The organism is Citrobacter sp. Cpo147 (assembly GCF_030332405.1).
Lineage (GTDB): Bacteria > Pseudomonadota > Gammaproteobacteria > Enterobacterales > Enterobacteriaceae > Citrobacter > Citrobacter portucalensis.
This window is the reverse complement of record NZ_JAOWHX010000040.1, coordinates 131,365-154,435: the sequence shown is the minus strand read 5'-3', so window position 1 is coordinate 154,435 and position 23,071 is coordinate 131,365. Positions and strand designations below refer to the sequence as shown.

Below are 23,071 nucleotides of genomic sequence, written 5' to 3'. Positions count from 1 at the left end.
CGCTTGCACCCTCCGTATTACCGCGGCTGCTGGCACGGAGTTAGCCGGTGCTTCTTCTGCGAGTAACGTCAATTGCTGCGGTTATTAACCACAACACCTTCCTCCTCGCTGAAAGTACTTTACAACCCGAAGGCCTTCTTCATACACGCGGCATGGCTGCATCAGGCTTGCGCCCATTGTGCAATATTCCCCACTGCTGCCTCCCGTAGGAGTCTGGACCGTGTCTCAGTTCCAGTGTGGCTGGTCATCCTCTCAGACCAGCTAGGGATCGTCGCCTAGGTGAGCCGTTACCCCACCTACTAGCTAATCCCATCTGGGCACATCCGATGGCAAGAGGCCCGAAGGTCCCCCTCTTTGGTCTTGCGACGTTATGCGGTATTAGCTACCGTTTCCAGTAGTTATCCCCCTCCATCGGGCAGTTTCCCAGACATTACTCACCCGTCCGCCACTCGTCACCCAAGGAGCAAGCTCCTCTGTGCTACCGTTCGACTTGCATGTGTTAGGCCTGCCGCCAGCGTTCAATCTGAGCCATGATCAAACTCTTCAATTTAAAAGTTTGATGCTCAATGAATTAAACTTCGTAATGAATTACGTGTTCACTCGTTGAGACTTGGTATTCATTTTTCGTCTTGCGACGTTAAGAATCCGTATCTTCGAGTGCCCACACAGATTGTCTGATAAATTGTTAAAGAGCAGTTGCGACGCGCTTTAGCGCTCTGCCGCGAGGTGGCGTATATTACGCTTTCCTCTTTCAGAGTCAACCCTCATTTTCAGGTTTTTCTCTTCAACCGAACCGGCTGTTTGTGTGAAGTGATTCACATCCGCCGTGTCGATGGAGGCGCATTATAGGGAGTTTCCTGCGGCCCGCAACCCTTAAATGACAGAAAAATGACTGACTGCTGCATTCCACAGCAAAACCCCGCCTTATACCCATTTACGCACAGAGTTATCCACAATCGTAAGGAAATTATCTGTAAGCGTCCCTAAAAAGGGAGAGAATCGGTATGAAAACCTCTATATAGAAAGAAATTCACTCTACGCTATATAAAGAAGAAGGACTGACAACTTAAGCGCCATAATCCCTACCACCTTTGAATTACGCACCCCATCAGGCAATAATACCCGTACAAACCGTGATTTCAGGACCGTGATGAGATACTCCCTGCAACGTACTGCTATACGTAAACGCCCGATGAAGCTTGGCACCACCGTGATCCTCATGGTTAGTGCAGTACTCTTCTCCGTGCTGCTTGTCGTTCATCTGATTTATTTCTCGCAGATCAGCAACATGACGCGCGATGCATTAGCGAGTAAAGCGCTTGCGGTCGCGCGAACGCTAGCCAACTCTCCGGAGATCCGCCAGGGACTAATGAAAAAGCCCGAGGAAAGCGGCATTCAGGCGATTGCCCAGGCGGTGAATAAGAGCAACGACTTTTTGTTCATCGTCGTCACTGATATGCAAAGCATTCGTTACTCCCATCCCGAAGCGCAGAGAATCGGTCAGCCATTTAAAGGCGATGACATATTGCTGGCCCTGCAGGGTAAAGAGAATGTCGCCATTAATCGCGGATTCCTGGCTAAAGCTCTACGTGTATTTACTCCTATCTATGACGAACATCACCGGCAGATTGGCGTCGTGTCGATCGGCCTTGAGCTAAGCCGGGTGACTGAGCAGATCAATAACAGCCGCGGCAGCATCATCTGGTCCATCTTATTTGGCGTGCTGGTTGGACTGCTCGGTACATGGGTATTTGTCAAAGTTCTCAAGCGCATTCTGTTTGGTCTGGAGCCTTATGAAATCTCCAATCTGTTCGAACAACGCCAGGCGATGCTGCACTCTATAAAGGAAGGTGTCATTGCCGTTGACGAATGCGGTGAGGTGACGCTGATTAACCAAGCGGCGCAGGAGCTGCTGGATTATCACAAATCACAAGATGATGCCCAGCTCTCCACACTCAGCCATGCGTGGTCACAGGTGGTCGATTTTTCACAGGTACTACATGACGGAACGCCGCGCCGCGATGAAGAGATCATGGTGAAGGATCGGCTACTCTTAATTAACACGGTCCCGGTACTCAGCAACGGTAAAATCATCGGTGCCATTTCAACCTTCAGAGATAAGACTGAAGTCCGAAAACTAATGCAACGTCTGGATGGTATGGTCAACTATGCCGACGCACTTCGTGAACGATCCCACGAATTCATGAATAAATTGCACGTGATTCTGGGATTATTGCATCTGAAAAGTTATAAGCAGCTTGAAAATTACATCCTGAAGACAGCAAACAATTATCAGGAAGAAATTGGCTCGCTGTTAGGAAAAATAAAATCACCGGTGATCGCAGGATTTTTACTCAGTAAGATTAATCGCACATCTGATTTAGGCCATAGTCTGGTCATTAGCAATGAAAGCCAGTTACCGGAAAATAGCAACGAAGATCAGGTGGCGGTGCTGATTACCGTTCTGGGGAATCTGATTGAAAACGCCCTGGAAGCGCTAGGTCAAGAACCTGGTGGTGAGATCAGCGTATCCTTGCATTATCGACACGGCTGGTTGCATTGCGAAGTGAATGACGATGGTCCGGGGATTGCCCCCGAAAACATTGAGCACATCTTTGAGAAGGGCGTTTCGTCAAAAGGAACCGAACGGGGCGTAGGTTTAGCGCTTGTTAAACAACAGGTTGAAAACGTTGGCGGCATTATATCCGTCGAGTCTGAACCTGGGATCTTCACCCAATTTTTTGTACAGTTACCGTGGAATGGTGAGAGGGCCAGCAGATGATCAATGTCTTAATTGTCGATGACGATGCAATGGTAGCGGAATTAAACCGCCGTTATGTCGCGCAACTCTCCGGTTTTCACTGCTGCGGCACAGCCTCCACGCTGGAGAAAGCAAAAGAGATAATCTTTCATAGCGGTCATCATATTGATCTGATTTTGCTAGATATTTATATGCAAAAAGAAAACGGTCTGGACCTGCTACCGGTTCTGCACAGCGAAGGTTGCAAGTGTGATGTCATCGTCATCTCTTCCGCCGCTGATGCCACCACCATCAAAGATTCACTTCACTACGGTGTTGTTGACTACCTGATCAAACCTTTCCAGGCTTCCCGGTTTGAAGAGGCGCTCACCGGCTGGCTGCACAAGAAAAATGAGATGGACAAGCATCAGTATTATGAACAGTCTGAGCTTGACCAGCTGATTCACGGCAGCTCTTCCAATGAACAGGAAGCACGGCGCTTACCCAAAGGGTTAACGCCACAAACGTTACGCACGCTGTGTCAGTGGATTGATGAGCACCAGGATCAAGAGTTCTCCACAGATGAGCTGGCCAACGAGGTCAATATCTCGCGCGTCTCTTGCCGTAAATACCTTATCTGGCTCGTCAATTGTCACATCTTATTTACCAGCATCCATTATGGCGTGACCGGCAGACCTGTTTATCGTTATCGCGTGCAGGCTGAACACTACTCATTGCTTAAACAATATTGCCAATAAATACACTTGGGATTATTTGTTATTTGAAAGTAACAATTATTAAAATAATGAAAAATCCCAATTTCACCAGCTGGAACTGTAAAATTATAAATTTGCGTTAGATCAAATATATTTGTATCCGACATGTTAAATGCATTATTTTAATATTGACAAACATCACACTGTTTTTAATTTCAAAATCGCTAACAAAAGTTAATTAAGTATTATCTAACTCGCAGAGTGTGTATTTTTACCCATAAAGGATTAGTCTGAAATTAACCAGACATACAAAATCTAGACTGGTAGCAATGGAGACCATGCTACGTACCATGGACACCGTACATTTTTGTGAGCAAATAAAAGTATCCGCACGCCGACCTCATCACATTATGAGATGGCGTGACCGTGATCACATAAATAATCTACTCACCCATTCTGTCGGTGGTTCACGTAATAGCGGAAAACGCAAAACAGATAAATTACAGCGTCAACCGCAGCTTTCCATGTTCAGCTCTGCTTCCCATCGCCTGAGGATTCTCTCCTCTGATCAAAGCCACAGAAAAAACCAAATATCGCCATAACTTTAAAAAAACATTCTAGCAAGACATTTGAACATTAATCGCAAATACGGATATATCGAATACTGACCATTTTTTGATGCTTATTCTGGCAAAAAAGAATGTGGCACAGATCCATTTTTCAAAAATTGACTGGGTTTTTCGCGAGGGTAAATAAAATGTTATTTAGTATACAACTTCTCATAATATTAATATGTTTGTTTTATGGTGCCAGAAAGGGCGGTATCGCGCTGGGTTTATTAGGCGGTATCGGCCTGGTCATTCTGGTTTTCGTTTTCCATCTCCAGCCGGGTAAACCACCTGTAGATGTAATGCTGGTTATTATTGCCGTGGTGGCCGCATCGGCAACCTTGCAAGCCTCCGGCGGCCTTGACGTTATGCTGCAAATCGCTGAAAAGCTGCTGCGCCGTAACCCAAAATACGTTTCCATCGTCGCACCTTTCGTTACCTGCACCCTGACGATTCTCTGCGGTACAGGGCACGTGGTATACACCATCCTGCCAATCATTTATGACGTTGCCATTAAGAACAATATTCGCCCGGAACGTCCGATGGCGGCGAGTTCTATCGGCGCGCAGATGGGGATTATCGCCAGCCCGGTTTCTGTAGCCGTTGTGTCACTGGTGGCAATGCTGGGTAACGTAACGTTTGAAGGCAAGCATCTCGAATTCCTCGACCTGCTCAGCATCACCATCCCGTCTACCCTGTTGGGTATCCTGGCGATCGGTATTTTCAGCTGGTTCCGTGGTAAGGATCTGGATAAAGATGAAGAGTTCCAGAAGTTCATTTCCGTACCTGAAAACCACAACTATGTGTATGGCGATACCGCCACGCTGTTAGACAAAAAGCTGCCGAAAAGCAACTGGCTGGCCATGTGGATCTTCCTGGCCGCTATCGCCGTTGTTGCCGTGCTTGGCGCGTTCTCTGAGCTGCGTCCTACCTTTAGCGGCAAACCGCTGTCAATGGTGCTGGTTATCCAGATGTTCATGCTGCTGACCGGTGCGCTGATTATTATCCTGACGAAGACCAATCCCGCTTCAATATCTAAAAACGAAGTCTTCCGTTCCGGTATGATCGCGATTGTGGCGGTGTACGGTATTGCCTGGATGGCCGAAACAATGTTCGGCGCGCACATGACAGAAATCGAAGGTGTGCTGGGCAATATGGTGAAAGAGTATCCGTGGGCCTATGCAATTGTTCTGCTGCTGGTATCCAAATTTGTAAACTCCCAGGCAGCGGCGCTGGCAGCGATTGTTCCGGTCGCGCTGGCAATCGGAGTTGATCCCGCGTACATCGTGGCTTCTGCTCCGGCATGTTACGGTTACTACATTCTACCGACCTACCCGAGCGATCTGGCTGCTATCCAGTTTGACCGTTCCGGCACCACCCACATCGGCCGCTTCGTTATCAACCACAGCTTCATTCTGCCTGGCTTGATCGGCGTAAGCGTATCCTGTGTCTTTGGTTGGATCTTCGCCGCAATGTACGGTTTCCTGTAATCACAGTTCGCGTGCCGTCCACGTTGGTACGGCACGCCACCATGAAGACACAGAGAATTTTAAAATTCCTGAGAAAAATGAAAAGGCTGGAAGCAAATGTCAAAAGTTGAATTCACTTACCAGGCGGCTTTCCCACTGAGGGAAGACAAAACTGAGTACTACCTGCTGACATCCGAACACGTCAGCGTCGGCGAGTTTGAAGGCGAAACAATCCTGAAAGTAGCCCCTGAAGCACTTACGCTACTGGCCCAGCAAGCCTTCCACGATGCCTCCTTCATGCTCCGCCCAGAACACCAACAGCAAGTCGCCTCAATTCTCCATGATCCCGAAGCCAGCGAAAACGATAAGTACGTGGCACTGCAGTTCCTGAGAAACTCCGAAATCGCCGCCAAAGGCGTGTTGCCAACCTGCCAGGACACCGGTACGGCAATCATCATGGGTAAAAAAGGTCAGCGTGTTTGGACCGGCGGCGGCGATGAAGCGGCGCTCTCCAAAGGCGTATTTAATACCTATATCGAAGATAACCTGCGCTACTCGCAAAACGCGGCGCTGGATATGTACAAAGAAGTGAATACCGGCACCAACCTGCCCGCACAGATCGATCTGTACAGCGTGGACGGTGACGAATACAAATTCCTGTGCGTGGCCAAAGGCGGCGGCTCAGCCAACAAAACCTATCTGTATCAGGAAACCAAAGCGCTGCTGACTCCCGGCAAACTGAAAAACTTCCTGGTTGAGAAAATGCGTACGCTGGGTACCGCAGCTTGCCCGCCGTACCACATCGCATTCGTCATTGGCGGCACGTCAGCGGAAAGCACCCTTAAAACGGTGAAGCTGGCCAGCACACACTACTATGACGCGCTGCCGACTGAAGGCAATGCTCACGGCCAGGCGTTCCGCGATCTGCAACTGGAACAGGAACTACTGGAAGAAGCGCAAAAACTCGGCCTTGGCGCTCAGTTTGGCGGAAAATACTTCGCACACGATATCCGCGTGATCCGCCTGCCTCGCCACGGCGCGTCCTGCCCGGTTGGTATGGGCGTTTCTTGCTCCGCAGACCGTAACATCAAGGCCAAGATCAACCGCGAAGGGATCTGGATTGAAAAACTGGAACATAACCCAGGTCAGTACATTCCAGAATCTCTGCGCCAGGCGGGCGAAGGCGAAGTGGTTAAAGTTGACCTTAACCGCCCAATGAAAGAGATCCTCGCCCAGCTCTCTCAGTACCCGGTTTCTACTCGTCTGTCACTGAGCGGTACTATCATTGTTGGTCGTGACATTGCCCACGCGAAGTTAAAAGAACGTATTGAGTCCGGCGAAGGTCTGCCGCAGTACGTGAAAGATCATCCGATCTACTACGCGGGTCCGGCCAAAACGCCTGCAGGCTACCCGTCCGGTTCTTTAGGTCCAACCACCGCGGGTCGTATGGACTCCTACGTTGACCTGTTGCAGTCTCACGGCGGCAGCATGATCATGCTGGCAAAAGGTAACCGTAGCCAGCAGGTGACTGACGCCTGCCACAAACACGGAGGCTTCTACTTGGGCAGCATCGGCGGACCGGCAGCGGTACTGGCGCAGCAGAGCATTAAGCATCTGGAATGCGTGGAATACCCGGAGCTGGGAATGGAAGCTATCTGGAAAATCGAAGTAGAAGATTTCCCGGCTTTCATCCTGGTCGATGACAAAGGCAACGATTTCTTCCAGCAAATCGTCAGCAAACAATGCGCTAACTGCGCGAAGTAACCCATTCGGCCCGGCACTGGACTGGCACTAAATTTTTGGCGTCAGTCCAGCGATCCCCCCGGGCCAACTTTATCCCCCCATTTACTGGTATTGAATTTTTGCCGTTCACAGGGAATAGTGACCTTTTCCATTACGTGTGAATTCGCAATGCTCCGCACTCTGAACCCCACAATCTTGCGCACTGGCGCATTGATCCTGGCGCTGATTCTTATCTACACCGGTATCTCTGCCTCTGAGAAAATCACCTGGCTAATGGAAGTCACGCCAGTCATTATTGTCGTCCCGCTGTTGCTGGCTACCATGAAGCAGTACCCATTGACGCCGCTGCTTTATACGTTGATTTTCTTGCACGCCATCATTCTGATGGTAGGTGGGATGTATACCTACGCCAAAGTTCCCATTGGTTTTCAGGTTCAGGAATGGCTGGATCTCAGCCGTAACCCCTATGACAAGCTGGGCCATTTCTTCCAGGGGCTGGTACCAGCCCTGACGGCAAGAGAGATTTTAGTGCGCGGCAATATTGTCCGTGGTCGTAAGATGCTGTCATTTCTGGTCTGCTGCGTAGCGCTGGCGATTAGCGCAATGTATGAACTGATCGAATGGTGGGCGGCGCTGGCAATGGGACAAGGTGCGGATGACTTCCTTGGCACGCAGGGTGACCCGTGGGATACCCAGTCGGACATGTTCTGCGCCCTGCTCGGTGCGTTAACAACGGTCCTCGCGTTGGCGGGCTGGCACAATCGGCAGTTGAAAACGGCCGGAGAGCGCTAACGCTTCTCCGGCAATCTACGCTACCTACTGCGATACTTGATAACCAGAATCGGCAAGGCGAACAACAGTGTCAGAAAGTTCGCCATGCTGACGGCAGTATCTTCAATCAATAATCCGTAAATCAGCCACAAAACCAGCCCGCACACAAACATCACATACATCAAACCGGAGATACCTTGCGTATTGCGGGTGGTAATAACCTTAATGGCTTGCGGCAAGAAAGAGAGCGTCGTCAGGCTGGCCGCCAAATATCCAATCAACGATTGCCATTCCATCGCTATGCCTTCACATCGCCTGGAGCCACTACCGCAATAGCCGGGATATCCGGTTGCTCATGGTGCTGCGGCACCTTGCGATACTTATCCAGTAAATGGATCTGGATCCTGCGCAGGGTGTCGCCATTCAGTCGATAAAAGCGGAAATACAGGACTAAGGTCACCACAAAAAAGAGTGCGGGTAGCGCTATCATAATAAACTGCATGCCAACGATGGTTTCGGCAGACTGCGCGACATTTGGCACGTAATTAATCACCCCGAGTATCAATGCGATAAAGAAAGCGGCAAATGCTGACCCGCCTTTTACCACCATTGTCTGTACCGAGTAAGCGATACTTTCACAACGAACATTAAGTTTGTATTCGCCGTAATCAACGGTATCCGCCACCATAATGACCTGCAACACCCAGAAAAGCGCAGATCCAATATTTAGTAAAACACCAGCAATAACAATCAGTAAGATATTATGGAAATCTGCCAGCGCCATCACCAGTAGTACGCTACAGCTAAGCACCGGCAGCACCGATGCCCCAGCCCACAAGATCCGTCGTGACAACGAGCTTACCAACCGAGGAAAGAAAATCAGCGTCAGCAGGTTTGCCGCACCTGCGTAAGACATGTAGTACGGGAAGAGACTTGCATCGCCAATCACGTAGGTAAAATAGTAAATGGCAAAGCCAGCAATGATATTGGATGCAATATTGTAAGCCAGTGCCATACCTAACAGGCAGGTTAGCTGGTCATTTTTATAAATGAGCCCAACGATCGCTTTCAACCCAAGACGACTGCTGTCTGCCGTGGCCTCACTGTCTGACGAAAAAACCTCATGCACATTCCGTAGCGTCACAACGGTGGAAACGATAAAGAACGCGATGAGAATGAGCGTAAACATCTGAAAACCAAAACCACGATCGGCTCCGCCAACATAGCTCACAAAGGGTAGCGTCACGCCTGCGGTAACAAACCCGGCAAGGCTGGCGAAGAAACGCGGATACGGCACCAGTTGTTCACGCTCGCGTTTATCCAGTGTAATGGTTGGCACCAGTGACCAGAATGGAATATCCATAATGGTGTAGGTCATTCCCCATAATATATACGTCACGCAAACAAATACGACCTGCACAGTACCCTCAAAAAGATGTGCGCTAAAAAGCAAAAACAGCACCAATGAGTTCGCCAGCGTACCGAGCAAGATCCAGGGTTTAAATTTTCCCCAGCGAGATCGGGTGGCGTTCACAATCCAGCCCATGATGGGATCGTTTACCGCATCCCAGATCCTTGCCGCCAGGAACAACGTTCCGACCAGCCCCACCGATAATCCCACCACGTCGGTGTAGTAATACATCAGGTACATGTACACAATTCCGATGGCGAAATCCTTACCAAACGCTCCAAATCCATAACTGAGTTTTGTTGTCAGAGATATGCTCATAGGGTATCGGGTCGCTGTTACCAGCGCCCGCCTTCTGTAAGAGGAAACGTCAGAGGTTAAACGCCGGATACAATGCCCGGCGTGATTGTGTATTAACGGTGCAGCCAGGCCGGCAGCCAGTCGCCGTGAGACGCGATCAGGTCGTCCACCAGCGCATAAATCTCTTCAATCCCCAGTACAGCGGCGGTATGCGGATCCATCATCGCCGCGTGATAAACGCGATCGCGATTCTCCGTCAGGATGGCTTCCGTTAGCAGGGTCTGAACATTGATATTGGTTTGCATCATGGCCGCCAAATGTGACGGGAGAGTCCCGACTTTCGTTGGCTGAATACCATTCGCATCGACCAGACAAGCGACTTCAACGCAGCAGCCTTGCGGCAGGTTATCGATCAGATTGTCATTGCGAACGTTGCCATACACGACGCTCGGTTCACCGGTCCAGATAGCGTTCATGATAGTGCTGGCATATTCGCGCGACGGTTTAATGTCGATCCGCTCAGCCGTTTTGTACTCTTCCAGCTCTTTTTTCCAGTTCGCCAACTGTTCCACACAACGTTTCGGATATTCATCCAATGGCACCTTATAGCGCTCAATCAGATCTTCACGCCCCGGCTTGATAAACCACGGCGTATATTCAGCGAAGTGCTCCGACGATTCGGTGACGAAATACCCCAGTTTTTTGAACATTTCATAACGCACAATGTTCTGGCAACGGGTATTTCCGTGAATATTTGGTTTCGGCGCCTGACCGGATTCATAGGCCGTCAGCAGCTCCGGGTAGAGATTCACATAGGCACCGTCCGCCGTTTTGCGCTCCAGCTCCAGATAAAACGCCATATGGTTGATCCCGGCACTGCGATAGCGCAAAGAAGCAGGGTCGATGTTCAGATCGCGGGCCAACTCCTCCGCCGTCCCCTGCACCGAATGACACAACCCAACCTGCTTAATATGCGGATAACGTGCATACATTGCCCAGGTGTTCATTGCCATCGGGTTAACGTAGTTAAGCATCGTGGCCTGCGGACAGACTTCGGTCATATCCTCACAAATCTGCCATAAATGCGGGATGGTACGCAGCGCGCGCATGATGCCGCCCGGCCCCAGCGTGTCGGCAATCGTCTGCTCCAGACCATGGCGTTTACACACCGTAAAATCGGTGACGGTACAAGGTTCATAGCCGCCAATCTGGAAAGCGACCACTACAAAATCAGCATCCTGTAATGCTGCTTTTTGATCGGTATAGCAGGTGATTCGTCCAGACGCGCCCGCAGAATCCATCAACTTGCGCACAACAACGTGTGATTCTTCCAAACGCGTAGGATCGAGATCCATCAAGGCGATATGCGCAGATTTAAGCGCATCGCGGTGAAAGACATCCCCAAGAATATTTTTGACGAAAATCGTGGAACCGGCGCCGATAAAGGTAATTTTGGGTGCAGACATCATGACTCTCCAGAACATTAGTGAACACAGTCATGGTGGCACAGCGCATAGATGAAAACCTCCGACTTCCCTGCCGAGCATTCCCATAAACTCAGATCATCACTCTGCGCCCTATTGGATCTGAGTTTATGGGACAAAATTACCCAAAAAGCAGAGTATGCGGCCGCAAAATGTCGCTATGCTCAATGGTAACGGTCCAATTTGTGTCCTGATTCTCAGCCTTAATACGTGTTAAATGACATGATTCTGATAATTCAGGAAATGGAGCAACCATGAGTACATTACCGACATCGCCTCTCCCTCCCGATCCGCACATGTGCAGTAGCGATGAAGAACAAACCCGCAGCCCGCTATCGCTGTACTCAGAATATCAACGGATGGATATCGAGTTGCGCTCACCGCATGCTATGCCTGCCAGCCACTGGCATGGGCAGGTGGAGATCAATGTTCCGTTTGATGGTGACGTCGAGTACCTTATCAACAATGAAGTCGTGCAGATAAAACAGGGACACATCACGCTATTCTGGGCCTGTACACCTCATCAACTCACGCGTCCGGGCAGCTGCCAAAGTATGGCTATCTTCAATTTACCGATGCACCTTTTCCTCTCCTGGCCGCTGGATCGCGAGCTGATCAACCATGTTACCCATGGAATGGTCATCAAATCGCTGGCGTCGCAGCAGTTGAGCACCTTTGAGGTTCAGCGCTGGCAACAGGAACTGAGCAACCCGAACGAACAAATTCGCCAGCTCGCCATTGATGAAATTGGTCTGATGCTCAAACGGTTTAGCCTTTCCGGTTGGCAGCCTATCCTGGTCAATAAAACCTCGCGGACCCACAAAAACAGCGTGTCGCGGCACGCCCAGTTTTACGTCAGCCAAATGCTGAGCTTTATTGCCGACAACTACGATCAGGCGCTCACCATCAACGACGTCGCGGAACACGTGAAGCTCAACGCCAACTACGCGATGGGGATTTTCCAACGCGTAATGCAACTCACCCTGAAGCAGTACATTACGGCAATGCGGATCAATCACGTCCGCGCATTGCTCAGCGATACCGATAAAACCATTCTCGACGTTGCGTTGACCGCCGGATTCCGATCCAGCAGCCGTTTTTATGACACCTTCAGCAAGTTTGTCGGCATGTCGCCGCAGCAGTACCGCAAACTAAGCCAGCAGCATCGGCAAACAATCGCAGGTTGATATCATTCGGCAATATCAGTATCAGCCAAAAAAATATTCCCCCTGTCGATAAACGGCGGTGAAAAACCGCCAACAAGCAAACATAACACACTGTTTAAAAACAAATTAAACACAAATCAGGCTACTTTTTACCCGCTTTACAGCCCATTTTGACAGGATAATACTTGCCTGCGTCACATTCATACGGTGTGTCTGCAATTCATAGATTGCAACCTTTCCACAACCGGGTAAAAGATGATGAAAGTATTAATTGTTGAAAGTGAGTTTCTGCATCAGGACACCTGGGTCGGTAGCGCTGTCGAACGTCTGGCTGACGCATTAAGCCGCCAAAATGTTACCGTCATTAAGTCCACCTCATTCGACGATGGTTATGCAATCCTCGCCGCCAATGAAGCCATTGATTGTCTGATGTTCAGCTATCAAATGGAACAACAAGACGAGCACCTGAACGTCAGGCAATTGATCGGCAAGCTCCACGAGCGCCAGCAAAACGTTCCCGTTTTCCTGCTGGGCGATCGCGAAAAAGCCACCGCATCGCTGGATCGCGACCTGCTGGAGCTTGTCGATGAATTCGCCTGGATTCTGGAAGACACCGCAGACTTTATCGCCGGGCGCGCCGTTGCGGCAATGACCCGCTACCGCCAACAGCTTCTGCCACCGCTGTTCAGCGCGCTGATGAAGTACGGCGACATCCATGAATACTCCTGGGCAGCACCGGGTCACCAGGGCGGCGTCGGATTCACCAAAACGCCGGCCGGTCGTTTCTACCATGATTACTATGGTGAAAACTTATTCCGTAGCGACATGGGTATTGAACGTGCATCGCTCGGCTCGCTGCTGGATCATACCGGCGCGTTTGGCGAGAGCGAAAAATATGCCGCCCGCGTGTTTGGCGCTGATCGCTCCTGGTCTGTAGTGGTCGGGACTTCCGGCTCTAACCGCACCATCATGCAAGCTTGTATGACCGACAACGACGTCGTGGTGCTGGATCGTAACTGCCATAAATCCATCGAGCAGGGGCTTATCCTCACCGGGGCAAAACCGGTGTATATGGTGCCAAGCCGCAACCGGTACGGCATTATCGGGCCTATCTACCCGCAGGAAATGCAGCCTGAAACATTGCAGAAAAAGATCAGCGAAAGCCCGCTGACCAAAGGTAAAGCCGGGCAAAAACCGTCTTACAGCGTTGTGACCAACTGTACCTACGACGGTGTTTGCTACAACGCCAAAGAGGCCCAGGACCTGCTCGCGCAAACCAGCGATCGCATCCACTTCGATGAGGCCTGGTACGGCTATGCTCGCTTCAACCCAATTTATGCCGATCACTACGCCATGCGTGGCGCGCCGGGCGATCATAACGGTCCTACCGTTTTTGCCACCCACTCAACCCACAAACTGCTGAATGCGCTTTCTCAGGCATCTTACATTCACGTTCGTGAAGGTCGTGGGGCCGTGAACTTCTCCCGCTTTAACCAGGCGTACATGATGCACGCCACTACCTCTCCGCTGTATGCCATCTGCGCCTCAAACGACGTGGCGGTCTCCATGATGGATGGTAACAGCGGCCTGTCACTCACCCAGGAAGTGATCGACGAAGCGGTCGATTTCCGTCAGGCCATGGCACGGTTGTACAAAGAATTCACCGCCGAAGGCGACTGGTTCTTCAAACCGTGGAACAAAGAGATTGTGACCGATCCGCAGACCGGCAAAACCTATGACTTTGCCGATGCGCCAACCCAACTCCTGACCACCGACCAGAACTGCTGGGTTATGCGCCCGGGTGAATCCTGGCACGGATTTAAAGACCTGCCGGATAACTGGAGCATGCTGGACCCGATCAAAGTCAGCATTCTGGCACCGGGGATGGGCGACGATGGCGAACTGGAAGAGAACGGCGTACCGGCCGCACTGGTCACCGCCTGGCTTGGCCGTCACGGCATCGTGCCGACCCGTACCACCGATTTCCAGATTATGTTCCTGTTCTCCATGGGTATTACCCGCGGGAAATGGGGCACACTGATCAACACGTTGTGCTCTTTCAAACACCATTACGATGCCAATACCCCGCTGGCACAGGTGATGCCAGAACTGGTTGAGGAACATCCAGACACTTACGCCAACATGGGCATTCACGATCTGGGCGACACCATGTTCGCCTGGCTGAAAGAGAACAACCCTGGCGCACGTCTTAACGCGGCCTACTCCGGCCTGCCTGTTGCTGAAATCACCCCGCGTGAAGCCTATAACGCGATAGTCAGCGATAACGTTGAGATGGTGGCCATTGAAAATCTGCCGGGTCGTATAGCCGCGAATTCCGTTATTCCTTACCCACCAGGAATTCCGATGCTGCTGTCCGGGGAAAACTTTGGCGACGCCAATAGCCCGCAGATTAGTTATCTACGTTCGTTGCAGTCCTGGGACCACCACTTCCCTGGATTTGAACATGAAACCGAAGGAACGGAAATTATTGACGGTGTGTACCACGTTATGTGCGTGAAAGCATAATGTCGTTTTATAGATAGTCCGATGTTTAAGGTAGACATGTCATGCTTGAGTAATTCCTGAGTATTGCTGCAAAACAATAACATTGTCATACCTTTTTGCGCGGGACCACCCCGCGCTTTTTTTATACGCAAATAGCGCCTTTCCACTTGCGTACAAAAATGTGTACATAAGAAAAATCCCGCCAAACATTGTAATTAATTTCAGACACGTTATTTTATTGCAGTCCTGGTTTCATCATACAATTTCAATTTAGCCGATTTGGCTCATCCGATGTTGAGCTACGGTGTTTTATGTTCATATTCCTGGAGTTGGGTATGAGGCTTTGCAGCAAAGAAGCTTGTGTTGTTGTATTAACGGAGAAGGATGTTTGGTTAAGGATTAACGGTAAAGAAGCCATCAGTTTAAAAGCTAATCATATGGCACTGGTGGCATGCGATAATAATATTATCGATTTCTCATCACTTAATAACGCATTGGTCGTACATATCAGCCGCGATATCATTAAAGATTATCTGCGCTTTTTAAATAAAGACCTTTCACAGATCCCACTCTGGCAACGCAGTGCCAGCCCAGTGATGACCGCCGCGTGTCTGACGCCGGATGTCTTCAGGGTGGCTGCCCAACACAGCGTAATGGACACAGTGAACGAAGCTGAAAGAGAGCGTACACGCTCGCTACTGTTCACGGTGTTATCACGCTTTCTCGACAGCAAAAAGTTTATTTCTTTGCTCATGTATATGCTACGCAACTGTATCAGCGATAGCGTTTATCACATTATTGAGAGCGATATACATAAAGACTGGAATTTAAGCATGGTTGCCAGTTGCTTATGTCTGAGTCCCAGTTTGTTAAAGAAAAAGCTCAAAAGTGAAAATACAAGTTACAGCCAAATAATTACCACATGTCGCATGCGATATGCTGTCAATCAATTACTGATGGACGGCAAAAACATTTCTCAGGTCTCTCAACTGTGTGGATATAACAGTACCTCATACTTTATCTCCGTATTCAAAGAGTTCTATGGGATGACGCCTCTGCATTATGTTAGCCAACACAGGGAGCCATCCGCCGCCTGATTTTTAATCAGTTAGCGATAAGCCATAATAATATCAGCATTAGCGATACCCCAGCTCCGTCATCATTAAACAGACTTTTGACGAGGTATGATAAGGCGTCATTTATCCTTATCAGGAGTTAAAAAATATGTCGACGGATGCTGATGCTCACAAAGTGGGCTTAATCCCCGTCACCCTTATGGTGTCGGGGAATATTATGGGTTCCGGTGTATTCCTGCTACCCGCAAACCTTGCGTCAACTGGCGGGATTGCAATCTACGGATGGTTGGTCACGATTATCGGTGCTCTGGCACTGTCGATGGTGTACGCCAAAATGTCGTCCTTAGACTCCAGTCCCGGTGGTTCTTATGCTTACGCCCGCCGCTGCTTCGGTCCTTTTTTGGGCTACCAGACCAACGTGCTGTACTGGCTGGCCTGCTGGATTGGTAACATCGCCATGGTGGTCATTGGCGTCGGTTACCTGAGCTACTTCTTCCCCATCTTAAAAGATCCGCTGGTCCTGACGCTAACCTGCGTCGTAGTGCTGTGGATCTTCGTATTACTGAACATTGTCGGACCGAAAATGATCACCCGCGTGCAGGCCGTCGCAACGGTACTGGCACTGGTGCCAATTGTCGGGATTGCCGTCTTCGGCTGGTTCTGGTTCCGCGGTGAAACCTATATGGCAGCCTGGAACGTCAGCGGGATGAACACCTTTGGCGCGATTCAAAGCACTCTGAACGTCACCTTGTGGTCATTTATCGGGGTGGAAAGCGCCTCCGTTGCGGCTGGCGTGGTTAAAAATCCCAAACGTAACGTACCTATCGCCACCATGGGCGGCGTGCTGATTGCCGCTGTTTGCTACGTGCTCTCCACCACCGCAATCATGGGTATGATCCCTAATGCGGCGCTGCGTGTATCAGCCTCTCCGTTCGGTGATGCCGCACGTATGGCGCTGGGTGACACCGCTGGGGCGATTGTTTCCTTCTGTGCTGCTGCCGGGTGTCTTGGTTCTCTGGGCGGCTGGACGCTGCTTGCCGGGCAAACCGCCAAAGCCGCAGCCGATGACGGCCTATTCCCACCGATTTTTGCCCGCGTGAACAAAGCCGGTACGCCAGTGGCCGGGTTAATTATTGTCGGCATCCTGATGACCATCTTCCAGTTCAGCAGTATGTCGCCGAACGCAGCGAAAGAGTTTGGTCTGGTCTCTTCGGTTTCCGTTATTTTCACCCTGGTGCCGTATCTGTACACCTGCGCCGCGCTGCTGCTGCTCGGCCATGGCCACTTTGGTAAAGCACGCCCGATGTACTTACTGGTGACCTTTATCGCCTTTGTCTACTGCATCTGGGCGGTTGTCGGTTCCGGCGCCAAAGAAGTGATGTGGTCGTTCGTCACGCTGATGATCATCACCGCGCTGTACGCACTGAACTACAACCGGATCCATAAAAACCCGTATCCACTGGATGCCCCGGTAAACAATAACTAACTTAAGCAATCGTCATTGCCCGATGGCGTCAGTTCATCGGGCCTACGCTGCCTCGCTGATATTCGAAAAATCAACATTAAGAACTTAAGGTTGGCTTAATTTTACTTTGAGAGGATTTGCGCCACATAGTCGATGGAACCCCCTTAATGTTAAAGCTCTTGTTTAAAAGGCCCACTCTCGGGCTAATCAGCTGGCTCCTGCTGATCTCATTTTATCTTGCGACCTTCCTGAACATTGCGTTCTATAAACAAGTGCTGCAAGACCTGCCTCTGGACTCTGTGCGTAACGTGCTGGTGTTTTTATCAATGCCGGTGGTCGCGTTCAGCGTCATGAACATCGTGCTGACGCTGGCCTCATTCCTGTGGCTTAATCGCCTTGTGGCGTGCATTTTCATTCTGGTTGGTGCATCGGCCCAATATTTCATCATGACCTACGGCATCATCATCGACCGCTCGATGATCGCCAATATGATGGATACTACGCCCGCTGAAACCTTCGCCCTCATGACGCCACGAATGGTGCTTACACTTGGGATCAGCGGTATTCTGGCCGCGCTCATTGCCTGCTGGGTAAAAATCAAACCGATCACGCCAGTCATGCGCAGCATACTGTTTCGTGGCGCGAACATTCTGATCTCCGCGCTGCTGATCGTGCTGGTCGCTGCGTTCTTCTATAAAGATTACGCCTCACTGTTTCGCAACAACAAAGAACTGGTGAAATCCCTCAGTCCATCCAACAGCATTGTGGCGACGTCATCCTGGTATTCACACCAGCGACTGGCCCACCTGCCGCTGGTGCGCATTGGCGAGGATGCACATCGCAATCCATTGATGGTAAAAGAAAAGCGTAAAAACCTGACGATTGTGGTTCTCGGCGAGACCTCGCGCGGCGATAACTTCTCGCTGTCAGGCTACTCGCGCCAGACCAACCCGCTGCTGGAAAAAGATGATGTGGTCTATTTCCCCCGCACCACATCCTGCGGAACGGCAACGGCAGTATCAGTACCCTGCATGTTCTCGGACATGCCACGCGCGCACTACGACGAAGAACTGGCACAGCATCAGGAAGGCGTACTCGACATCATTCAGCGGGCGGGAATTAACGTTCTGTGGAACGATAACGACGGCGGCTGCAAAGGGGCTTGCGACCGGGTTCCACACCAGAATATGACTAAGCTGAACCTGCCAGGGCAGTGTATTGACGGTGAATGCTACGATGAAGTCCTGTTCCACGGGCTGGAAGAGTACATTAATAACCTGCAAGGCGACGGCGTGATTGTGCTGCATACCATCGGCAGCCACGGTCCGACCTATTACAACCGCTATCCTGCGCAGTTTAAGAAATTTACGCCAACCTGCGATACCAACGAAATCCAGACCTGTTCGCAGCAACAGTTGGTCAATACTTACGACAACACCATTCTTTACGTTGACTATATTGTTGATAAAGCAATCAATATACTGAAAGAACACCAGGATAATTTCACCACCAGCCTGGTCTATCTTTCCGATCACGGCGAATCCTTAGGGGAAAATGGCGTCTATTTGCACGGCCTGCCGTATTCGATTGCACCAGATACGCAAAAACATGTGCCGATGCTGCTGTGGCTCTCCGAGGATTATCAGCAACGCTATCAGGTCTCTCAGACATGTTTGCAAAAACGGGCAAGCTCAGAAGACTTCTCGCAGGATAATCTCTTCTCAACTCTGCTGGGATTAACGGGCGTGCAAACACAGAAATATCAGGCGGCAGATGATATTCTGCAACCCTGCCGGGGAGGCTAAACGAATGAAAATTCTGATTGTTGAAGACGATACGTTGTTATTACAGGGACTGATACTCGCCGCGCAAACAGAAGGCTATGCCTGCGACGGCGTATCAACGGCCCGTGCAGCGGAGCAATGTCTGGAAACCGGACATTACAGTCTGGTTGTTCTGGACCTGGGTTTACCGGATGAAGACGGCCTGCATTTCCTGAACCGGATCAGGCAGAAAAAATACACCGTGCCGGTGCTTATTCTCACCGCCCGTGACACGCTCAAAGATCGGGTCAGCGGGTTGGACGTGGGCGCCGATGACTATCTGGTCAAACCGTTCGCACTGGAAGAACTGCACGCCCGCATCCGGGCACTTCTGCGTCGCCACAACAATCAGGGTGAAAGTGAATTAATTGTCAGCAATCTGACGCTGAATATCGGTCGTCGCCAGGTGTGGATGGACGGACAAGAGGTTATCTTGACGCCGAAAGAATACGCACTCCTGTCACGCCTGATGCTCAAAGCGGGCAGCCCGGTACACCGGGAAATTTTGTATAACGACATCTACAGCTGGGATAACGAACCGTCGACCAATACGCTGGAAGTGCATATTCACAATCTGCGCGATAAAGTCGGTAAATCACGCATCCGCACGGTCAGGGGATTTGGCTATATGCTGGTCGCCACTGAGGAAAGCTAAGTGAAACCGCTGCAATATCTAAAACAACCGCTCCCGCTTCGTCATCGCCTGATGTTGACGATTGGTCTTATTCTGCTGGTCTTTCAGTTGATTAGTACCTTCTGGTTGTGGCACGAAAGTACCGAACAAATACAGTTATTCGAACAGGCGCTACGCGAAAATCGTAATAACGATCGCCACATCATGCATGAGATCCGCGAGGCTATCGCCAGCCTGATCGTCCCCGGCATCTTTATGGTCAGCCTGACGTTGCTGATTTGCTATCAGGCGGTGCGACGAATAACCCGCCCGTTGGCAGATCTGCAAAAAGAGTTAGAAGCGCGAGCAGCCGATAACCTGGCCCCAATTGAAATTCACAGCTCAACCGTTGAGATTCAGGCCGTTGTCTCAGCGCTCAACGAGCTAGTGACACGGCTGACCAGCACTATTGAAAACGAACGCTTATTTACCGCCGATGTCGCCCACGAACTGCGTACACCGCTGTCAGGCGTTCGCCTGCATCTGGAATTATTATCCAAAACCCATAAGGTCGACGTTACGCCGTTAATTGCCCGCCTTGACCAGATGATGGACAGCGTATCGCAACTGCTGCAACTCGCCCGCGTCGGACAGTCGTTTTCAGCCGGGAGTTACCAGAATGTCAAACTGCTGGAGGACGTTATTCTGCCCTCCTACGATGAACTCAACACCATGCTGGACCAACGTAAACAGACGCTGCTCCTGCCACAAAGCGCGGCGGACGTTGTCGTGCGTGGCGATGCTACGCTGTTGCGGATGCTGCTACGAAATCTGGTGGAAAACGCGCATCGTTACAGCCCGGAAGGCACCCATATTACGATTATCCTGAACACCGAGCATGATGCCGTCCTGGCCGTCGAAGATGAAGGGCCGGGCATTGATGAAAGTAAATGCGGGGAGTTAAGTAAAGCATTCGTCCGAATGGACAGCCGTTTTGGTGGGATTGGGCTGGGGCTGAGCATTGTCAGTCGTATCACCCAGTTACATCAAGGGCATTTCTATCTGCAAAATCGCCAGGGAGCCAGCGGCACTCGCGCATGGGTGGAATTGGCGAAAAATCAGTAAGAGCTCACCCACACATACAAAAAGCTGCTAACAATCAGCACACTGCATACGGTGGTCAAACTTTCATAAATACGGGTTTTCATGACACTCTCCTCCGAAACTATGGAGGAGAGTTTGCCTGACACAGATTAAGCCAACCTTAAGTTGATATCATAAGACACCTTATCCGGCCTACTGAGTACTACGCTGCCCGTAGGCCTGATAAACGTAGTGCCGTCAGGCAATAACACCGTTACTCTTCAATACGCGGATGCTGCTGCACCAGACGCGTGCGCTTAACCTGTAGCTCAGCAATTTCCTGATCGATATCTTCGATTTTCTGTTCAATGTTATCGTAGTGTTCGCCGAGGATCTCTTTCGCTTCCTGAATATCCGAAGCAGCAGGTGTCGCGCCTTTCAGCGGCTGATTAGCCGTCTCTTTCATGGTCACGCCGGTAATCAAACCTACTACCGCAATCACCATCAGATAATAAGCAGGCATCATCAGATTCTGCGAGCTTTCCACCAGCCATGCGGCCAATGTCGGAGTCAGACCGGCGATTAATACCGAGATATTAAACGCGGCGGCCAGCGCACTGTAGCGAATATGCGTCGGGAACATCGCTGGTAACGTTGACGCCATCACCCCGGTAAAGCAGTTGAGGATCACCGCCAACATCAACAATCCGGCGAAAATCAGGCCGATGACGTTACTGTTAATCAGAATAAATGCCGGAATCGCCAGCACAAACAGCGCAATACTGCCCATGATCACAAACGGACGACGCCCGAAACGGTCGCTGAGCAAACCCATAATCGGCTGCACAAACAGCATACCAATCATGATGGCGATAATAATCAACACGCCGTGGTCTTCAGAGTAATGCAGGTTATGCGACAGATAGCTCGGCATATAGGTGAGCAGCATGTAGTAGGTGACGTTGGTGGCAATCACCAGACCAACACATGCCAACAGGCTGCGCCAGTGCTTAGTTGCAATCTCTTTAAACGAGACCTTAGGACCTTCCTGCAGACCCTGACGATCGCCCTGCTCCAGTTTATCCACGTGCTGCTGGAACGCCGGCGTCTCTTCCAGCGCATGGCGCAGGTACAGACCAATCAGCCCTAACGGTAGCGCCAGGAAGAACGGAATACGCCAGCCCCACTCAAGGAAGTTATCCTCGCCGACGATAGTTGAGATCAGGACCACCACGCCCGCGCCCAGCACAAACCCGGCAATCGAGCCGAAGTCCAGCCAACTGCCCATAAATCCGCGCTTACGGTCTGGCGAGTACTCTGCGACAAAAATCGATGCCCCGGTATACTCTCCGCCGACCGAGAACCCCTGCGCCATCTTACACAGCAACAACAGAATCGGTGCCCAGATACCAATTGAGGCATACGAGGGAATAAGACCGATACAGAAGGTACTGATCGACATAATCACAATGGTGATAGCGAGTATCTTCTGGCGACCATATTTATCGCCAAGCATACCGAAGAACAATCCGCCAAGCGGTCGAATCAGAAAGGGAACAGAGAAGGTGGCGAGTGCGGCAACCATCTGCACGCTGGGGTCAGCCCCCGGGAAGAACACTTTACCTAATGCGTAAGCAACAAATCCATAAACACCAAAATCGAACCACTCCATCGCATTACCTAACGACGCTGCGGTAATGGCTTTTCGCAATTTACCGTCATCAATGATGGTAACGTCGCGCAGCGTTATTGGTTTTATTTTTTTCCTTTTTAGCATACTCGTCCTCATAGACTTAGCCCTGTCACGCTCCAGTTCGAGTCCCCCAACGCCCATGCGTCAGGGTCATCACCGAGCGGGGAACGCACAGGCGCATTCCCTGTAACAAGCGTAGCAGGTTTACTTACACTGACGAGAAACGCACAGTACAACCGAACCTGTTGACGCCTGATTGGGCGGTTAATGACCTCTTTACCCTAACAGCGTTTAAATTTGTGATCAACTTCACATATAGTTTTTCATTTCGTCAACATGCGTAAATTAGGTCATTCTTAGTCAGCTTTTTTACATGTAATGCTTGCGATTTAATGACAATTAAATACA

General features: G+C 50.5%; 17 protein-coding genes and 1 rRNA gene (1 of these 18 cut by a window edge). 12 read left to right on the top strand and 6 right to left on the bottom strand.

What is annotated here, in order from left to right; translation table 11 throughout:
* Nucleotides 1-550: ribosomal RNA gene (locus OGY06_RS20780) — 16S ribosomal RNA — on the bottom strand (it extends 992 nt beyond the left edge of the window).
* A 600-nt stretch (nt 551-1,150) separates the two neighbouring features.
* Here OGY06_RS20780 and OGY06_RS20775 point away from each other — a divergent pair.
* The 5 genes from OGY06_RS20775 (at nt 1,151) to OGY06_RS20755 (ending at nt 8,068) form a co-directional block, all read left to right on the top strand.
* The gene (locus OGY06_RS20775) at nt 1,151-2,782 is read left to right on the top strand and encodes a sensor histidine kinase (RefSeq protein WP_149335883.1); all 1,632 of its coding nucleotides are present in this window, start codon (nt 1,151-1,153) and stop codon (nt 2,780-2,782) included.
* Entirely contained in the window at nt 2,779-3,498 is a 720-nt protein-coding gene (gene dcuR, locus OGY06_RS20770; RefSeq protein WP_008786975.1) for a two-component system response regulator DcuR, read from the top strand. The genes OGY06_RS20775 and dcuR overlap by 4 nt, the downstream gene beginning before the upstream one ends.
* A 715-nt stretch (nt 3,499-4,213) precedes the next feature.
* Nucleotides 4,214-5,554 (top strand): anaerobic C4-dicarboxylate transporter DcuB, encoded by a 1,341-nt coding sequence (gene dcuB, locus OGY06_RS20765; protein WP_003031873.1) that lies wholly within the window; start codon nt 4,214-4,216, stop codon nt 5,552-5,554.
* A 96-nt stretch (nt 5,555-5,650) separates the two neighbouring features.
* Nucleotides 5,651-7,297 carry a class I fumarate hydratase FumA gene (fumA, locus tag OGY06_RS20760; RefSeq protein WP_286605921.1) on the top strand — a complete coding sequence of 549 codons (1,647 nt, stop codon included), beginning with the start codon at nt 5,651-5,653 and terminating at the stop codon, nt 7,295-7,297.
* Between the two features lie 147 nt (nt 7,298-7,444).
* Nucleotides 7,445-8,068 (top strand): DUF2238 domain-containing protein, encoded by a 624-nt coding sequence (locus tag OGY06_RS20755; RefSeq protein ID WP_032934135.1) that lies wholly within the window; start codon nt 7,445-7,447, stop codon nt 8,066-8,068.
* 20 nt (nt 8,069-8,088) lie between these two features.
* Here OGY06_RS20755 and OGY06_RS20750 read toward each other — a convergent pair whose 3' ends face one another.
* From OGY06_RS20750 to melA, 3 genes are all read right to left on the bottom strand, one after another.
* Nucleotides 8,089-8,343 carry a SemiSWEET transporter gene (locus tag OGY06_RS20750; RefSeq protein WP_003826761.1) on the bottom strand — a complete coding sequence of 85 codons (255 nt, stop codon included), beginning with the start codon at nt 8,341-8,343 and terminating at the stop codon, nt 8,089-8,091.
* Nucleotides 8,344-8,345: 2 nt separating this feature from the next.
* The gene (melB, locus tag OGY06_RS20745; protein WP_286605920.1) at nt 8,346-9,776 is read right to left on the bottom strand and encodes a melibiose:sodium transporter MelB; all 1,431 of its coding nucleotides are present in this window, start codon (nt 9,774-9,776) and stop codon (nt 8,346-8,348) included.
* A gap of 92 nt (nt 9,777-9,868) precedes the next feature.
* The gene (gene melA / locus OGY06_RS20740; protein WP_122973899.1) at nt 9,869-11,224 is read right to left on the bottom strand and encodes an alpha-galactosidase; all 1,356 of its coding nucleotides are present in this window, start codon (nt 11,222-11,224) and stop codon (nt 9,869-9,871) included.
* A 269-nt stretch (nt 11,225-11,493) separates the two neighbouring features.
* Here melA and melR point away from each other — a divergent pair, with 269 nt between their 5' ends.
* The 7 genes from melR (at nt 11,494) to pmrB (ending at nt 21,012) form a co-directional block, all read left to right on the top strand.
* Nucleotides 11,494-12,426: a transcriptional regulator MelR gene (melR, locus tag OGY06_RS20735; protein ID WP_003826756.1), complete on the top strand. Its 933-nt coding sequence runs from the start codon at nt 11,494-11,496 to the stop codon at nt 12,424-12,426.
* Nucleotides 12,427-12,663: 237 nt separating this feature from the next.
* Nucleotides 12,664-14,931: an arginine decarboxylase gene (adiA, locus tag OGY06_RS20730; protein WP_003826754.1), complete on the top strand. Its 2,268-nt coding sequence runs from the start codon at nt 12,664-12,666 to the stop codon at nt 14,929-14,931.
* 314 nt (nt 14,932-15,245) lie between these two features.
* Complete coding sequence (locus OGY06_RS20725) at nt 15,246-16,007, top strand: AraC family transcriptional regulator (protein WP_008786968.1); 762 nt, start codon at nt 15,246-15,248, stop codon at nt 16,005-16,007.
* A 127-nt stretch (nt 16,008-16,134) separates the two neighbouring features.
* Nucleotides 16,135-17,472 (top strand): arginine/agmatine antiporter, encoded by a 1,338-nt coding sequence (gene adiC, locus OGY06_RS20720; RefSeq protein ID WP_003031853.1) that lies wholly within the window; start codon nt 16,135-16,137, stop codon nt 17,470-17,472.
* 146 nt (nt 17,473-17,618) lie between these two features.
* On the top strand, nt 17,619-19,256 hold the full coding sequence (gene eptA, locus OGY06_RS20715; protein ID WP_003826749.1) for a phosphoethanolamine transferase EptA: 1,638 nt from the start codon (nt 17,619-17,621) through the stop codon (nt 19,254-19,256).
* Between the two features lie 4 nt (nt 19,257-19,260).
* Entirely contained in the window at nt 19,261-19,929 is a 669-nt protein-coding gene (gene pmrA, locus OGY06_RS20710; protein WP_003826748.1) for a two-component system response regulator PmrA, read from the top strand.
* 9 nt (nt 19,930-19,938) lie between these two features.
* Nucleotides 19,939-21,012, top strand: coding sequence for a two-component system sensor histidine kinase PmrB (pmrB, locus tag OGY06_RS20705; protein WP_126957405.1), 1,074 nt, complete (start codon nt 19,939-19,941; stop codon nt 21,010-21,012).
* Here the strand turns inward: pmrB and pmrR are convergent.
* Together pmrR and proP are read right to left on the bottom strand one after the other, a co-directional pair.
* Nucleotides 21,006-21,095 (bottom strand): LpxT activity modulator PmrR, encoded by a 90-nt coding sequence (gene pmrR / locus OGY06_RS20700; RefSeq protein ID WP_003826741.1) that lies wholly within the window; start codon nt 21,093-21,095, stop codon nt 21,006-21,008. The genes pmrB and pmrR overlap by 7 nt on opposite strands.
* 149 nt (nt 21,096-21,244) lie before the next feature.
* The gene (gene proP / locus OGY06_RS20695; protein ID WP_003826737.1) at nt 21,245-22,747 is read right to left on the bottom strand and encodes a glycine betaine/L-proline transporter ProP; all 1,503 of its coding nucleotides are present in this window, start codon (nt 22,745-22,747) and stop codon (nt 21,245-21,247) included.
* Nucleotides 22,748-23,071: the final 324 nt, after the last annotated feature.

Bases quoted from the DNA above. Each gene is read 5' to 3' on its own strand.
- melB (WP_286605920.1), bottom strand. From the start codon at position 9,776: ATGAGCATATCTCTGACAACAAAACTCAGTTATGGATTTGGAGCGTTT.
- melR (WP_003826756.1), top strand. From the start codon at position 11,494: ATGAGTACATTACCGACATCGCCTCTCCCTCCCGATCCGCACATGTGC.
- adiC (WP_003031853.1), top strand. From the start codon at position 16,135: ATGTCGACGGATGCTGATGCTCACAAAGTGGGCTTAATCCCCGTCACC.
- pmrR (WP_003826741.1), bottom strand. From the start codon at position 21,095: ATGAAAACCCGTATTTATGAAAGTTTGACCACCGTATGCAGTGTGCTG.
- OGY06_RS20775 (WP_149335883.1), top strand. From the start codon at position 1,151: ATGAGATACTCCCTGCAACGTACTGCTATACGTAAACGCCCGATGAAG.
- dcuB (WP_003031873.1), top strand. From the start codon at position 4,214: ATGTTATTTAGTATACAACTTCTCATAATATTAATATGTTTGTTTTAT.
- dcuR (WP_008786975.1), top strand. From the start codon at position 2,779: ATGATCAATGTCTTAATTGTCGATGACGATGCAATGGTAGCGGAATTA.
- proP (WP_003826737.1), bottom strand. From the start codon at position 22,747: ATGCTAAAAAGGAAAAAAATAAAACCAATAACGCTGCGCGACGTTACC.
- pmrA (WP_003826748.1), top strand. From the start codon at position 19,261: ATGAAAATTCTGATTGTTGAAGACGATACGTTGTTATTACAGGGACTG.
- adiA (WP_003826754.1), top strand. From the start codon at position 12,664: ATGAAAGTATTAATTGTTGAAAGTGAGTTTCTGCATCAGGACACCTGG.
- fumA (WP_286605921.1), top strand. From the start codon at position 5,651: ATGTCAAAAGTTGAATTCACTTACCAGGCGGCTTTCCCACTGAGGGAA.
- eptA (WP_003826749.1), top strand. From the start codon at position 17,619: ATGTTAAAGCTCTTGTTTAAAAGGCCCACTCTCGGGCTAATCAGCTGG.
- OGY06_RS20750 (WP_003826761.1), bottom strand. From the start codon at position 8,343: ATGGAATGGCAATCGTTGATTGGATATTTGGCGGCCAGCCTGACGACG.
- melA (WP_122973899.1), bottom strand. From the start codon at position 11,224: ATGATGTCTGCACCCAAAATTACCTTTATCGGCGCCGGTTCCACGATT.
- OGY06_RS20725 (WP_008786968.1), top strand. From the start codon at position 15,246: ATGAGGCTTTGCAGCAAAGAAGCTTGTGTTGTTGTATTAACGGAGAAG.
- OGY06_RS20755 (WP_032934135.1), top strand. From the start codon at position 7,445: ATGCTCCGCACTCTGAACCCCACAATCTTGCGCACTGGCGCATTGATC.